The following is a 14027-nucleotide window of genomic DNA, read 5'->3' on the forward strand; positions in this document are numbered from 1 at the left end:
AGTCTTTCCAAATGAACGATTTACATAACGAAACCAGTCCGTATCTTCTTCAACACGCCAACAATCCAGTACACTGGAAAGCTTGGAACCAAAAATCTTTGGATTTTGCCAAAGAAAATGACAAACTAATAATTGTCAGCGTAGGCTATTCGGCTTGCCACTGGTGCCATGTAATGGAACATGAAACTTTCGAGGATTCTGAAGCTGCCGCTGTCATGAACCAAAACTTTGTCAGTATAAAAGTTGACCGAGAAGAAAGGCCAGACATAGACGCTGTTTACATGAAAGCCGTTCAAATTATGACAGGTAGAGGCGGATGGCCCATGAATGTCGTATGCCTTCCAGATGGCAGGCCTGTCTGGGGAGGAACCTATTTCAGAAAAGGTGAATGGATGGACACTTTGCAGCAATTACAGCAACTCTATCGGTCTAATCCTGAAAAAATGATTGACTACGCCGAAAAATTGCATCACGGAATCAACTCCATAAGCCTAGTACATAAACAAGAAGATGCCGAACAATTTGATTCGAGCACTCTTGCCAACCTTGTTGAAAAATGGAAAAAAAGTTTTGATTGGGAATTCGGAGGCTATAGCCGAGCTCCGAAATTCATGATGCCGAGCAATTACTCTTTTCTACTGCGCTATGCCTACCAGAAAAAAGATAACCAACTATTGGAATTCGTCAACCTGACGCTCACAAAAATGGCTTACGGAGGTTTATTCGACACTATTGACGGGGGCTTCTCGCGATATTCTGTCGATATGAAATGGCATGTACCTCATTTTGAAAAAATGCTATATGACAATGGGCAATTGGTGTCGCTCTATTCAGATGCCTATAAACTCACAAAAAATCCATTATATAAAGAAGTGATTGAAAAAACACTAACCTTTATATCAAAAGAACTCACCAATCGCGATGGAGGATTTTATTCTGCCCTAGATGCAGACAGCTTGACCGTAGATAATCATCTAGAAGAAGGTGCTTTCTATGTTTGGACAAAAGAAGAACTGAAAGCTATATTGAAAGAAGATTTCGAACTATTCAGCATCATCTTCAATATTAATGAATTCGGATTTTGGGAAGAAGGAAACTATGTCTTGATCCAGACAGAATCTTTAGAAGAAATTGCTTCACAATATAAAAAAGATAGTTCTGAGCTTCATAGAAAGAAACATGAATGGGAAAACCTGCTCTATACCGAAAGAGAAAAAAGAAAGAAACCAAGATTGGACGACAAATGTCTTACTTCGTGGAATGCGTTGATGTTAAAAGGATTTGTCGATGCCTATAAAGCTTTAGGAAATAAAGACTATTTAAACAAAGCGTTGCAAAATGCTTCTTTTATAACTGAAAACCTTTGGGCTCCTGAAGGAAACTTGTTGCACAGCCATAATGACGGCAAAAATACGATAAACGCCTATCTTGAAGATTATTGTTTTGTGATTGATGCGTTTATTTCCTTATATGAAGCTACGCTTGACGAGAAATGGCTTCATCACTCAAAACAGCTTGCCGATTATTGCTTCGATCATTTCTATGATACTACAACTGATTTCTTTTCCTTTACTTCCGATATTGATGCCGCGTTGATTACAAAGCATTACGAATTAGAAGACAATGTAATTCCTGCTTCCAACTCTGTCATGGCAAATAACCTTTATAAACTTGCTATTTATTTTGACAATCCTTATTATGAATCGACGGCGCAAAAAATGCTGGGCCATATTCTTCCTAACATCGATTATCCTTCAGCTTTTTCCAACTGGCTGCATGCTTTTCTGAATTTCTCGGATGAAAATAGAGAGCTTGCCGTTTGTGGAGAGCAAGCATTAGCAAATATTTTAATCTTGCAAAAAGACTACCTTCCCAACATTGTCTTTTCTGGAAATGACAAGCCTTCCGAACTACCATTCTTAAAATCTCGATTTGAAGAAGGAAAAAATTTATATTATGTATGCCAAAATAAGACTTGTGATTTGCCTTCTGAAAATCTAGAATTAACTTTGCAAAACTTAAAGTTTTAAAACAAACACGACATCCATCACATTAAAATTATTATAATTTAAGAAAAATTTATTTTTTTAATCAGTAGATTTGATACTTAAATACGAAAACACTTTTTACCATCCAGCATGTTGATTGACACTCAAAAAATAGAAACGTATACAGATCGTTTTATCGCGGTTTTAGTCGATTATTCACCTCGATTAATCGGTGCCTTTTTAATACTCTTTCTGGGATTATGGGGAATCAGACTTTTGAACCGTCTTGCCACCAAGATAATGATCAGCCGAAATCTAGAACCTACGCTGACTACGTTCCTAGCAAATATCTTGATTTGGGTCTTGAGAGTACTGTTATTTGTAATTTTTATCTCCAAACTGGGAGTTGAGACCTCCTCGTTTGTAGCCATTCTTGGAGCTGCCGGTTTGGCCGTTGGTCTGTCATTGCAAGGATCTCTTTCTAATTTTGCAGGCGGTGTTTTGATTATCCTTTTCAAACCTTTTAAAGTCGGTGATACGATTGAAGCTCAAGCCGAAACAGCAAAGGTTTTAGAAATTCAAATTTTTACAACAAAATTACTGACTGCGTCTAATCAGGTTGTTTATATTCCGAATGGCATACTTTCGAACAATAAAATCAAGAATTTTTCGCAAAACAACAGCAGGAGAGCCGATCTTGTTTTCAAGATAAATTATGAGACCGACATAAAGCAGGTAAAAGAGATGCTGATGGAAATCATGAAAAAACACCCTCAAGTGTTAAAAAACCCTGCTCCAGCAGTAATTGTCAGCGATTTGACAGATACTGGCATAAATTTAGTGGCTAGACCATGGTCCAAGAACGAAAATTTTGGAAACATGAGCTCTGATATTTTGGAACAGAGCCTGGCAGAATTAGAAAAAATGGAGAAGAGTCCATTTGTAAAAGCAAGCACATAAAATATTTAACCTTAAAACCTTAAAAAATGAATTTTAAAAGCATCTTATTCCTATCACTTTCATTTGCAAGTCAGATTGGCTTCGCACAGACTGTAAATTATGAGTCAAACAATAGGCGCGTTGAGTCAAATATAGTAACATACGATACAAAACCACAAGGAAGCCAATATATAGATGAGACATTTCTTCCTGGAAGTTACCAAAACAATAGTCAGATTATATTATTAAGATATAATGCCTTTACTGACCAGATAGAGTTTAAAGACTCTGATGACGCAACCAAAAACCTTATCCCTAATAAAGGTGTGCCTATAGTTACTACTAGCAAGAAAAATACTTATGTGTATGAGGACTATACAACTCAAAAAGAAGGAAACAAAACAGGTTATCTGAATCTGATTAGCGAAAACGGACAGGTAAAGATTTATTCAAGAACTAAAGTTTTCTTGAAAGAAGCGGTAGCTGCTTCTAGCGGATATCAGACAGCTAAACCTGCTATGTATAAAAAAGCAACGACAGAATATTATATCAAAGTAAAAGAACAACCTATCGTTTTTATTCCATCAAACAAGAAAGAACTGTACAAACTCTTTCCTGGAAAAGAAAAAGAAGTTACAGAGTACATAAAATCAAATAAAATTTCTTTGGATAAAGAGGAAGATTTAAAAAGTCTAGGTTCGTTTTTAAACACTATTTTATAATCATTTGATCATAAAATCTTTCAAATAAAAAGGCTCAAAGTAAGCGACATCTACGGTGTCGCTTTTTTTATGCTTTTCAAAAGAAAGAAGACTCATTTCTTTGGCAGAAGGATACGTATTTTCTGGATAGTAAACAAATCTCGCATCTTTCAATATATCGGCACACTTTAAAGCGCCGTCACCGATTAAATGGATAGTGCCTTCTAGGTCTAAAAAAGATACTTCGGTGATGATTTCTGCTTTGGTATCTCGTATTCTTTGATGATTCTTGTCAAAAACAGCATTATAGACTTCCATCCTTCTGGCATCAATCATCGGAACAATCAATCCTTCAGAAATTGAAAGCTGAGCAGCCAATACCTCTAGCGTATCAATCGCTATCAATGGAATATCCAAGGCATAACACAAACCTTTTGCAGCCGAAACGCCAATCCTAAGCCCTGTATAAGAACCGGGGCCTTGGCTTACCGCAATCGCGCTTAAATCGGAGAAATCTATTTGTAATTCCTGCAATGCTTCTGCTATAAAAACATGGAGTTTTTCGGCATGTGAATAACCTTGTTCAGCCATTTCCTTGCAAAGAAGTGTTTCTCCTTGCTTGGCAATGCTTATCGAGCAGTTTTTCGTAGCCGTTTCAATATTGAGAATATAGGACATTATTTTTTTGTCTTGCTGTCTTTTTTAACTTCGCCTTCAGATTTGACATGTACCATATCGCCTGAATTTAAATCTTTTGTAACTGTAGCATAAGGACCAATTATTACGACATCGCCTTTTTTCAAGCCAGAAGAAACTTCAATATTGGTATCATCTTGGATTCCAGTTTTTATGACTCTTATCTTTGCCTTATCGCCTACTTTCACAAACACACATTCAAATTTCTTATCAGATTTTGGCGCTTTTTGATTGTTATTTTCGTCTTCTTTCGTACTTATCACCACAGGTTTTGCAGTAGCAGAAGTATCCGATTTCACGACCACAGAACTGATCGGAATAGACAGCACGTTATCTTTTCTTTTGGTCATGATATCGACTGTCGCTGTCATACCTGGCCTAAAAGGCGAATAACTTTCTGGCTTGCCTTCAAGCAAATCAGCATACGATTCTTTCAATATCCTTACTTTTACTTTAAAGTTTGTCACCTGATCTGCTGTCAATGCTGTACTGGCAGAATTTGAAATGCTGGTAACGATTCCTTTGAATTCTTTTTTAAGGTAAGCATCAACTTCAACTTTTGCAGAATCGCCGACATTAATCTTAACAATATCATTTTCATTTACATCGACTTCAACTTCCATGTTGTTAAGGTTCGCTACTCGCAAAAGTTCGGTACCCGTCATCTGTTGTGTACCAAGTACTCTTTCGCCCAGCTCTACGCCTAATGAAGAAATCGTTCCGTCGGCAGGAGCATAAATTGTAGTTCGTCCTAAGTTGTCTTTTGCTTCGTTCACGGTTGCCGAAGCGCTCTGAACATTATAATACGCCGATTGTTTTGTCGCTTGAGCAACTTCATATGAAGAAATCGCCTTGTCCCAATCTGATTTTGAAATTATTCCTTTTTCAAAAAGCGTCTTGTTTCTTTCATAATTTGCTTTTGCTTCTTTAAATTGAGCATCTGCTTGGCTTAAGCCTGCTTTCGTTCCCGAAAGGCTTGCTACAGAACGATTTAGTCCGGAAGTATACAAATCAGGATTGATGCGAACTAGCAGATCGCCTTTTTTAACGACCTGTCCTTCTTTTACAGGCAGTTCTATAATTTCACCCGAAACCTCAGATGAAATTTTTACTTCAATTTCTGGCTGAATCTTACCGGTGGCAGAAACCGTTTCGATAATCGTCATGGCCTCTACTTTTGATATTTCTACCTCTTTTCCTTTTTCTTTATTTCCAATAGCACCTGTCTTGGAAAGTACCAATAAAATAATTATCAGAAGTATCGCACCTCCTAGTATATAATAAACTGTCTTCTTTTTCATAATTTATTGTTTTTGGATAATAGGAATGCCGAAATAGAATTCTAAAACTTTCACCCTAAAGATATAATCGAATTTTGTCCTTAATACTTCAGATTGCGCGTTGACATACAATGTCTGTGCTTGATTGAGCTCAAAGGCATTCATCAATCCTACTTCAAATTTTTCCTTAGCATAATTAAAGGCTTCTGTTCTCGCATCCAATGCTACCAAAGCCGATTCATAGGATTTCAAAGCTCCTTTGGCATCAGTAAAAGCTGTATAGACATTTCGTTCGAGATCCAGTTCTTGTTGGCTATATACGGTTCTTGAACGCTCCAAGGCTATTTTTGAACGCTCGACATTGTTTCTGGCTGACAATCCGTTTAGGATAGGAATGTTCAACTGAACACCGAAAGAGTGTCCTTTGTTATCACTGAATTGATCAAAAACTGGTGCTGGACTTCCTAATAATGGAGACGTATTTGGTGTTACTACATTTTGGTTCGTCCCTTCGACAACTCCTATCACTCTAGTAGGGTTTTGAGGATTCAGTTCAAAACCAGTTACTCTATCCGAATAGGAAGCTCTGGTGCTAAAACTATAAAATCCTTGTAAGCTAGGTTGGTATGCTCCTCGCGCTATTCTTACATCTTTTTCTGCTATCTCTAGGTTTGTTTTGGCAATTTTCAATTCTGCTCTTTCTTCTTTTGCTTTTTCAAATATGGCAGAAGGTGACTGAAGCATTACTTCGCTTTCTCTTACTTCATAATCATTATCTGCGATATCAAAGTCCTGGAAATCTTCTAGCTGTAACAATTGTGCCAAGCTTAATTTTGAAATTAATAGCGTATTTTCTGCAACGATTACTGCCTGTTGGCTGCTTGCTACGGTAGCATTCATATCCAACAGGTCGCCTCTTGGTACAGAACCGGCGTCTACTAAGGCTTCAGTTCGCTGTTTCTGTTTTTCATTATTCTGCAGCTGTTCTTTTTGAACTTTCAGGTTTTCTTTATTAAAAAGAATTTGCAGGAAAGCATTGGCTACATTCAAAGAAACATCATCTTTCATCTTTGACAACTGATATTGTGCCGCAATAACTGAAAGGCGGGCTCTTTTAAGCCTGTTCATGTTTTGCAATCCTTTGTAGATATCGATATTAGCATTTAGGCCTGCAGAAGTAAATTGAACCGTCTGATTCTCTAAAAGACCCGTGGTGATATTTTGGTTCAGACCGATATTCCACGAATGTGAAGCACTTGCATTGATCGACGGCAAGAAATTGCCAAAAGCGTCTTTTTTATCAACAGCTGCGACTTGGCTGTCCAAATCTGCCTGTCGTATAGAAATATTATTATCTAACGCATACTGCACGCACTCTTGCAAGGTCCATTTTTTTGCCTGGGCATTTGATGCAAGCCCGAAGAAAAGGGCAAAAATTAAAACTAGTTTACTGACCAACGTTTTTTTCATAGATAATTACGTACAAAATGTGTAATCGATTGCAATACAAATTTAGTTTTTTTACTTACTTAATAAAACTAATTAGACTTTTAAATCGGGAATCTGTTACAGATTTTTTTTAGAAAGATATTAAAAAATAAATTTACATTTACTTCAAAATTAAAACATTAAAGATATGGGTAAATTCCTAGGCCTATCAATCTCATTACTAACACTCTTTCTCATCAGCGGCTGTTCTACTTCAAAGCAAATCGAAGCCTTAAAACCTGAACCAGATGATGCTTCGCCTTTGGTATATGAAAATTCGACATCATTCATCAACCTCCCCGTAAAAATAAAACTCAAGGACATCGAAAATCAGACTAACAGGCTCTTGAACGACGTGATTTATGAGGACAAAAACATAGAAGATGATGATATACAGATGAAAGTCTGGAAACTTTCTGCCATAAAAATTTCAGAAGAAAAAGGAAAAATAAAAACGGTACTTCCTTTAAAAATCAACATCCATTACAGATACGGAATCAACAAACTTGGGATAGAACTTTATGACACCCGAGAAATAAATATGAATGGCGTTGTTACCTTGCTAAGTGATGTAGGACTAACCAATTGGAAGATGAACACCAACACGACCATAAAATCGTTGGAATGGAATGAAAGCCCGACTATAGTCATTGGCGGAAAAAATGTTGCGATTACGTATCTGATCAATCCAGCCATTCGTATTTTTAAGTCGAAAATCGAGAACAATCTCGACGAAGCCATCAAAAAATCAATGGACTTCAAGCCTAATGTGCTGGATGCCCTAGAAAAAATATGTACGCCATTTCAGATGAGCGAGACATATGATTCATGGCTTCGAATTGTGCCAATCGAACTTTATACGACTGATGCCAAGCTTCAAAAAGAAATCATTTCTTTTGAGATGGGCTTGAAATGCATCATGGAAACAATCGTTGGACAGCAACCAAAAAACAAGCTCGACAGAGACAAGATGGTCTTAAAGCCGGTAACCAAAATGCCGGATCATATTTCTGCCAATATTGCAGCTGTTTCTACCTATCAGGACGCTTCGAAATTAATGACTAAAAACTTTCAGGGACAAGAATTTGGTTCTGGAAAGAAAAAAGTGACTGTCCAAAAAGTAGACATCTGGCAAAAAAACAATAAGATGATTATCGCACTGGACCTTTTAGGTTCTATCAACGGAACCATTTATCTTTCTGGATTTCCACAGTATAATGATGCTACGAAAGAAATTTATTTCGACCAGCTTGATTATGTGCTGGATACTAAAAATAAGTTGATCAAGACCGCAAACTGGCTGGCTTCTGGAATCATATTGAGGAAGATGCAAGAAAGCTGTCGTTATTCGATCAAGCCTAATTTAGAAGAAGGCAAGAAAAACATGATGGGCTATTTAAAAAACTACTCTCCAATGCCGGGCGTTTTTGTAAATGGCGCCATTGATGATATCGAATTCAAAAGGATACAGCTTACTAACAGAGCCATTATTGCTTTTATCAGCGTTAACGGAAAAGTAGACGTCAGTATCGATGGATTGAAATAAAAAAAAGCCTGAATTATTCTTCAGGCTTTTTTTGTGTTTTCATTTTATAGATTGCATATCCCAAGATTCCGACTAAAATATACGGAATAACCATGAGATAGACGATTCCGTCATTGACCGCTTCTGCTTTTATGCCGCCTTCTTCTGTTTCTAGAACTGCACGGCACATGGCACATTGGGCGTTTGAGTCCAATGAAAAGAACAGCAAAGCCAGAAACAGGAATATAGATATTTTTTTAGTGTGCATAATATGGCGAAATCATCAAGTAAACAATAACTCCGGTAACCGCCACATAAAGCCACATAGGATAGGTTATCCTTGCCAGCTTTCTGTGTTTGTCAAATCGTTCTGCCAACGCTCTTACATACGTTATGAGAACAAAAGGAATGATAATGATTGACAAAAGAATGTGCGTCAACAGTATGAAAAAATACACATATCTCAGAGCTCCTTCTCCTCCATACGGAGTACTATCGGCCGTCATGTGATACGCCACATACATCGCTAGAAAAGCTACAGAGCATCCGATAGCCGTTTTCATTAAATTTTCGTGTAATTTTCTTTTGCCGTTCTTGATTGCCCATACAGCCGTAACTAGAAGGACCGCAGTGATTCCATTTATCGTTGCATAGATCGGCGGCAGAAATGATAAAGGTTCTACATCATACCCAAAATCTTTCAGCTTTACGCCAAAAAGAATAGCTACTACGACAGGAATGGCTACAGACAATACAATAATCCATTTTCTATATTTCAGCTCAACAGCATTCAAATTATTCTCCATACTTATTCTTCTAATAAAATTGCTATATCTTCCTTGATGGCATGAATGCCTGGCTTGTATTTTCCTTGCAAATCATCTTGGAAGCCTTCTTTGTCTTTATAATTTAAGCCGGTATAAAAAATAATTGGATTTCCTGATTTATCTTTTCGGCTTCGGATATTACCTTTTTTATCGACTAAAGCAAAATAGCCTGAATGTTCAAATCCAGCATCACCTTCTTTCTTGCTTTCGCCAGCATAAATATTAAATCCTTTATTTGCGATGTTGTAAATATATTCTTGGTCGCCAGTAAGGAAATGCCAATTTGGAGAACTCACTCCTAATTGCTCCGCATGTTTTTTTAAGACTTCAGGCGTATCATTTTCTGGATTGATGGTAAAAGAAGCGATTCCGAAATCAGCATTCTTTCCAAATTCGTCTTCAATCAACAGCATATTCTGATTCATCACTGGACAGATGGATGGACAGGTCGAGAAGAAAAATTCTACTACATAAACTTTACCTTCAAAATCTTTATTTGAAATTGTTTTTCCGTTCTGATCCGTCAAGCTAAATTTTGGCGCCGCACCGATCTTGACAATGTTTTTAGCTTCGTCAGATTTTTTCCCTTTCACAGGAACATTCAGCCTGTCTTGTACCGAAATGTCATGGTTTTTTATTCTGTCGATGATTTTTGGAATCGCATAAATTCCGAAAACCAAAATAATAAACGAAATGCCGATGTATGATTTATTTTTCATCTTGTTAGTTATATCTTCCTTTTCATTTCTGTTTTTGGATTGTTCTTTTTCAAGGCAGCGCGATATTCGTAAAGAATAATCTTGACATCGTCGCTCATCTCATTATGCAAATCGGCAGCAGAAATGGTATTATAGCCTTCTTTGTATTCGTTTTTACCTTCAAGGTTTTTTCCTTTTCTTCCTCTCAAGTTTCTTTCCTTGTCAACGATATAGACATTGGCAGTTCCTGAATTCGCATCAAGCTGCCCGACCAAATTTAATTTCGAATAGTAGTCTTTTATTTCGTCTGGAGCGCCAAAAACAAAAATCCATTTAGAAATATCTTTGTCTTCTGCAATCGGTTTTAGCTTATCCATTAATTCCTGAACCTGGCCTTCGCTTCCTTTTGGAGCAACCATTACAAATTGGAAGTCCTTAAAATTTTTATTTTTATTGTAAATCTTCTGGTTTAGGTTAAAAAAGTTTCCTTCGTTATAGATGACCTTGCTTCCTGTAAAGCCTAAAATCGTAATCTTATCGTTAAGGGTTACGGTTTTCCCATCAGCCGTTTTCCATTGCGAAATGTCAGGAATTTTTTCAGTTATAGTCGGAAGTTTTGCAAAACTATTGATACCGGAAGCAAAAAAAAGATAAGCAACAATTGGAAGTATAAACAGCGTGAAAAGGACTATATTTTTTTTCATTGGAATGAAGAGGTTATTGCAGTGCAAAAATAAAAAAAGACGGTGTAATACCGTCTTTTTTTGTGATTTAATATGCTGTTAAAAATTCCATTTTATCTGAGAACTCTTGAACACATCAAAAATATAATTACCTTCAACTAGTAAGATGAACACTAAATAGATAATTAAGAAAACTAAAGGTGCCACAATACTCCACCTAAGATTACTTTTCTCGCCTTCAAGGTGCATAAATGCCCAAACGATATAATATGCTTTATATATTGTCAACGTGATGAAAAGCCAGTTCAGCAAATTCATTTGAAGAAACAATGTGTCGTGCAAAATAGCTGGCTTGAATATACCAAATGCGACCTCTACGATGGTTACAACAGACAATATTGCAAAAACCAACCAAATTCTTTTCGTATTAGAAACGTGCTCGTGTGCCATAATAATAATTCTAAAAAATTAAACTAAGTAGAAGAATGTAAATACAAATACCCAAACTAAATCGACAAAGTGCCAGTAAAGTCCCACTTTCTCAACCATTTCGTAGCTTCTTCTTTTTTCATACGTTCCAAGAACGACATTTAAGAAAATCAAAACGTTAATCAAGACTCCTGTGAAAACGTGGAATCCGTGGAAACCTGTAATAAAGAAAAAGAAGTTGGCAAATAATTTTTGGCCGTATTCGTTTCTGATCAAGTTAGCGCCTTCAACAACATAGTGAGCATCTGCAAGTCTTTTTAGAGATTCTTCTCTAGTCAAGATTGTCTTGTGCTTGTGAGTTGATTTATTTAATTCTGGATGTAATCTTGTATCTTTTAAATTGGCTTGCGTTGGGTGATAGATAATTTCAGTTCTAACCAAAAGATCTGGACGTGCCTTGAATCCTTCTACTACTTCATTAACAGAATATCTAGGCAATGAGCTTTCGCTTGAAAACCAAACACCTTTATTTCTTGTCAATTGCTCTCTATCTTCGTGAAGCGTTGCTGCAAAATCTTCTAATTTTACTCTTTCGCCTTTTGCATTTACGAATTGAAGGATGCTTCCTCCTTTAGTTTCGATAGCACCATATTCACCTTTAATGAAGTTTTTCCACTCCCAAGCTTGCGAGCCCAAGAAAATTCCACCACCAATAATGGTAAGAAACATATAGATTGCCACTTTCTGTTTTTTCATTTGGTGTCCGGCATCAACAGCCAAAACCATCGTTACAGAAGAGAAAATCAAGATAAATGTCATCAAGGCCACATAGTACATCGGAGCGTTCACGCCGTGCATAAATGGAAAGTGGTTGAAAACCTCGTCCGCCAAAGGCCAAGTTTCAATGAATTTATATCTTGAAAAACCATACGCAGCAAGAAATCCAGAGAATGTTAAGGCATCAGAAACGATGAAAAACCACATCATCATTTTGCCATAATTAATTCCCATCGGCTCATTGCCGCCTCCCCAAGTTTTACCTTCACTATTTGCAGTAGTAACAGTCGCTCCCATAAAAGTTATTAGTTAAAAAGTTCCCAAATTTACGTTTTTTTCTTATTTAAAGAAATATAAAAATAAAAACAAATACAGCCACAAGAAGTCAAGAAAGTGCCAAAACATCGCACCTAGCTCTATTCCAAGGGTTTGACTTGAATTGTATTTTTGTTTAAAATGATTATAAATTATGATTAAAAGCGATATCAAGCCCCCGAAAAGGTGGGCAAAGTGAACCAGCACTACAACATAGATAAAAGAAGTAGTCACGGTACTTGTCGGACCTGTAGGATTTAGGCCCATTGCGATCATCTGATTAAAGCCTTCAAATTGCAAGAAGACGAAAAGCAATCCCAATGCAAAAGTCACCAGCAACAGCGAAGTCGTCAAGCTTCTATTGTCTTTTTGAATAGCTTTCTTTGCAAAATGAAATGTCAAACTACTCACAATGATTACGATTGTACTAGCAATAAATGCGCTTGGCAAATCAAAATCTTTAAGCCAATCTGGTCTTGAAGCACTAACAACATACGCACTGGTCAAACCAGCAAACATCATCGTCATGCTAATCATAGCAAACCACAAGATCAGTTTATACGATCTTGCTTTTCTTTCTTTATGCTCCGTAGCAGTCATTCCTTTAATTGCCATTTCCATTATCGTAAAAATTTATCTGCTATATAAACAATCTGTAGCAGGGTGATATATGAAACGCTCACAAGCATTAATGTTCGCGCCGCTTTTGTTTCTCTAGACTTATATAATTTTACTGCGTAAACCAACATCCATATTCCTAATAGAAGTACGATAACCGCAGCAACCGGACTCAATTGCAGCTTGCTTCCTACCAATCCGATGAGCGGAAAGAAGGCCGGAAAAAGAGAGGCAACAATAAGCCAGATCGTATACAATATAATTTGAGTCGCAGTAGTCTTGTCTTTCTTTCCTGTTGGAAGCATAAAGAAGCCTGCTTTTTTATAATCGTCGAATAAAAACCAGCCTATGGCCCAAAAATGCGGGAACTGCCAGAAAAACTGAATCAAGAAAAGCGTTCCAGCTTCAATTCCGAAATCATCTGTTGCAGCAACCCAGCCCAACATAAACGGAATGGCTCCTGGAAAAGCACCTACAAAAACAGACAAAGGCGTCTTTGTTTTTAAAGGCGTGTAGACACTGGTATATAGAAAAATTGAGATTGCCCCAAACATTGCCGTCTTAGGGTTGATATTGTAAAGAATCACCAAACCAAGAATAGTCAAGGCACAGGCAATGATAAAAGCTGTATTCACAGACATTCTTCCTGAAGGAACAGGACGGTTTTTAGTCCTATCCATCAAAGCATCTAAGTCTTTTTCGATGATTTGATTGAATGCATTAGAAGCACCAACCATGCAGTAGCCTCCTATCGAAAGCATGATCAAAAGCGACCATTGAAATGGATGGTTTTCATCAAAACCAAGCAGGTATCCGGCAATAGAAGAAAAAACTACGCTAACCGCCAATCTTGCCTTCGTGATTTCTCTGAAATCTATATAGAGGGATTTTAAGGAAAAGTTATTTGCTGTAGTGCTCAATGCTGCTTTCATTTGGATTTTGAAATCTTGCGCAAAGATACTGGTTCAGAAAGAAAATCACAAAAAACTAATCACAAAAAACAAAGGTTTTATAAAAACAGATTTTTTAATGAAAAACTATTTTTCTTTAAGACGCTTTAGAA

At 36.9% G+C, this 14027-nt stretch carries 15 protein-coding genes; 4 read left to right on the plus strand and 11 right to left on the minus strand.

Going from position 1 to position 14027, the window contains the following annotated elements; all coding sequences use genetic code 11:
* The first annotated feature begins 11 nt into the window (after positions 1 to 11).
* The 3 genes from GGR22_RS05150 (at position 12) to GGR22_RS05160 (ending at position 3649) form a co-directional block, all read left to right on the plus strand.
* On the plus strand, positions 12 to 2030 hold the full coding sequence (locus tag GGR22_RS05150; RefSeq protein WP_182492820.1) for a thioredoxin domain-containing protein: 2019 nt from the start codon (positions 12 to 14) through the stop codon (positions 2028 to 2030).
* Between the two features lie 108 nt (positions 2031 to 2138).
* Positions 2139 to 2948, plus strand: coding sequence for a mechanosensitive ion channel family protein (locus GGR22_RS05155; RefSeq protein ID WP_182492821.1), 810 nt, complete (start codon positions 2139 to 2141; stop codon positions 2946 to 2948).
* Between the two features lie 26 nt (positions 2949 to 2974).
* Complete coding sequence (locus GGR22_RS05160; RefSeq protein ID WP_182492822.1) at positions 2975 to 3649, plus strand: hypothetical protein; 675 nt, start codon at positions 2975 to 2977, stop codon at positions 3647 to 3649.
* On the opposite strand, the gene tsaB is transcribed toward GGR22_RS05160, so the two are convergent.
* From tsaB to GGR22_RS05175, 3 genes are read right to left on the minus strand one after another with little or no spacing between them, the layout of a single operon-like run.
* A complete protein-coding gene (gene tsaB, locus GGR22_RS05165; protein ID WP_182492823.1) occupies positions 3650 to 4306 on the minus strand; it encodes a tRNA (adenosine(37)-N6)-threonylcarbamoyltransferase complex dimerization subunit type 1 TsaB in 657 nt (218 codons plus the stop codon). It abuts the gene before it with no gap.
* Positions 4306 to 5625, minus strand: coding sequence for an efflux RND transporter periplasmic adaptor subunit (locus GGR22_RS05170; protein ID WP_182492824.1), 1320 nt, complete (start codon positions 5623 to 5625; stop codon positions 4306 to 4308). Before GGR22_RS05170 ends, tsaB begins: the two co-directional genes overlap by 1 nt.
* A gap of 3 nt (positions 5626 to 5628) precedes the next feature.
* Positions 5629 to 7074, minus strand: coding sequence for a TolC family protein (locus GGR22_RS05175; RefSeq protein WP_121375281.1), 1446 nt, complete (start codon positions 7072 to 7074; stop codon positions 5629 to 5631).
* A gap of 166 nt (positions 7075 to 7240) precedes the next feature.
* Here GGR22_RS05175 and GGR22_RS05180 point away from each other — a divergent pair, with 166 nt between their 5' ends.
* On the plus strand, positions 7241 to 8638 hold the full coding sequence (locus tag GGR22_RS05180) for a DUF4403 family protein (RefSeq protein WP_182492825.1): 1398 nt from the start codon (positions 7241 to 7243) through the stop codon (positions 8636 to 8638).
* Positions 8639 to 8651: 13 nt separating this feature from the next.
* Here GGR22_RS05180 and GGR22_RS05185 read toward each other — a convergent pair whose 3' ends face one another.
* The 8 genes from GGR22_RS05185 to cyoE all read right to left on the minus strand — a co-directional run bounded on the left by GGR22_RS05185 (position 8652) and on the right by cyoE (position 13896).
* Complete coding sequence (locus tag GGR22_RS05185) at positions 8652 to 8885, minus strand: thioredoxin domain-containing protein (protein ID WP_182492826.1); 234 nt, start codon at positions 8883 to 8885, stop codon at positions 8652 to 8654.
* Positions 8875 to 9423 carry a DUF420 domain-containing protein gene (locus GGR22_RS05190; RefSeq protein WP_182492827.1) on the minus strand — a complete coding sequence of 183 codons (549 nt, stop codon included), beginning with the start codon at positions 9421 to 9423 and terminating at the stop codon, positions 8875 to 8877. Before GGR22_RS05190 ends, GGR22_RS05185 begins: the two co-directional genes overlap by 11 nt.
* A 2-nt stretch (positions 9424 to 9425) precedes the next feature.
* A complete protein-coding gene (locus tag GGR22_RS05195; RefSeq protein WP_121375284.1) occupies positions 9426 to 10163 on the minus strand; it encodes an SCO family protein in 738 nt (245 codons plus the stop codon).
* 8 nt (positions 10164 to 10171) lie between these two features.
* The gene (locus GGR22_RS05200) at positions 10172 to 10846 is read right to left on the minus strand and encodes a hypothetical protein (protein ID WP_182492828.1); all 675 of its coding nucleotides are present in this window, start codon (positions 10844 to 10846) and stop codon (positions 10172 to 10174) included.
* Positions 10847 to 10924: 78 nt separating this feature from the next.
* Positions 10925 to 11275, minus strand: coding sequence for a cytochrome C oxidase subunit IV family protein (locus GGR22_RS05205; RefSeq protein WP_121375286.1), 351 nt, complete (start codon positions 11273 to 11275; stop codon positions 10925 to 10927).
* Positions 11276 to 11293: 18 nt separating this feature from the next.
* Positions 11294 to 12328, minus strand: a complete 1035-nt coding sequence (locus GGR22_RS05210) for a cytochrome c oxidase subunit 3 (protein ID WP_182492829.1) — start codon at positions 12326 to 12328, stop codon at positions 11294 to 11296.
* A 42-nt stretch (positions 12329 to 12370) separates the two neighbouring features.
* Positions 12371 to 12967 (minus strand): cytochrome c oxidase subunit 3, encoded by a 597-nt coding sequence (locus tag GGR22_RS05215; protein WP_182492830.1) that lies wholly within the window; start codon positions 12965 to 12967, stop codon positions 12371 to 12373.
* Positions 12967 to 13896, minus strand: a complete 930-nt coding sequence (gene cyoE, locus GGR22_RS05220; RefSeq protein ID WP_121375289.1) for a heme o synthase — start codon at positions 13894 to 13896, stop codon at positions 12967 to 12969. The genes GGR22_RS05215 and cyoE overlap by 1 nt, the downstream gene beginning before the upstream one ends.
* Positions 13897 to 14027: the final 131 nt, after the last annotated feature.

The sequence above is a fragment of the Flavobacterium gossypii genome, assembly GCF_014138495.1.
GTDB lineage: Bacteria > Bacteroidota > Bacteroidia > Flavobacteriales > Flavobacteriaceae > Flavobacterium > Flavobacterium endophyticum.

Excerpts from the sequence above, each read along its gene's own strand:
- GGR22_RS05160 (WP_182492822.1), top strand. The coding sequence starts at position 2,975 with ATGAATTTTAAAAGCATCTTATTCCTATCACTTTCATTTGCAAGTCAG.
- GGR22_RS05170 (WP_182492824.1), bottom strand. The coding sequence starts at position 5,625 with ATGAAAAAGAAGACAGTTTATTATATACTAGGAGGTGCGATACTTCTG.
- GGR22_RS05150 (WP_182492820.1), top strand. The coding sequence starts at position 12 with ATGAACGATTTACATAACGAAACCAGTCCGTATCTTCTTCAACACGCC.
- cyoE (WP_121375289.1), bottom strand. The coding sequence starts at position 13,896 with ATGAAAGCAGCATTGAGCACTACAGCAAATAACTTTTCCTTAAAATCC.
- GGR22_RS05205 (WP_121375286.1), bottom strand. The coding sequence starts at position 11,275 with ATGGCACACGAGCACGTTTCTAATACGAAAAGAATTTGGTTGGTTTTT.
- GGR22_RS05195 (WP_121375284.1), bottom strand. The coding sequence starts at position 10,163 with ATGAAAAATAAATCATACATCGGCATTTCGTTTATTATTTTGGTTTTC.
- GGR22_RS05210 (WP_182492829.1), bottom strand. The coding sequence starts at position 12,328 with ATGGGAGCGACTGTTACTACTGCAAATAGTGAAGGTAAAACTTGGGGA.
- GGR22_RS05180 (WP_182492825.1), top strand. The coding sequence starts at position 7,241 with ATGGGTAAATTCCTAGGCCTATCAATCTCATTACTAACACTCTTTCTC.
- GGR22_RS05200 (WP_182492828.1), bottom strand. The coding sequence starts at position 10,846 with ATGAAAAAAAATATAGTCCTTTTCACGCTGTTTATACTTCCAATTGTT.
- GGR22_RS05155 (WP_182492821.1), top strand. The coding sequence starts at position 2,139 with ATGTTGATTGACACTCAAAAAATAGAAACGTATACAGATCGTTTTATC.
- GGR22_RS05175 (WP_121375281.1), bottom strand. The coding sequence starts at position 7,074 with ATGAAAAAAACGTTGGTCAGTAAACTAGTTTTAATTTTTGCCCTTTTC.
- GGR22_RS05185 (WP_182492826.1), bottom strand. The coding sequence starts at position 8,885 with ATGCACACTAAAAAAATATCTATATTCCTGTTTCTGGCTTTGCTGTTC.
- GGR22_RS05190 (WP_182492827.1), bottom strand. The coding sequence starts at position 9,423 with ATGGAGAATAATTTGAATGCTGTTGAGCTGAAATATAGAAAATGGATT.
- tsaB (WP_182492823.1), bottom strand. The coding sequence starts at position 4,306 with ATGTCCTATATTCTCAATATTGAAACGGCTACGAAAAACTGCTCGATA.
- GGR22_RS05215 (WP_182492830.1), bottom strand. The coding sequence starts at position 12,967 with ATGGAAATGGCAATTAAAGGAATGACTGCTACGGAGCATAAAGAAAGA.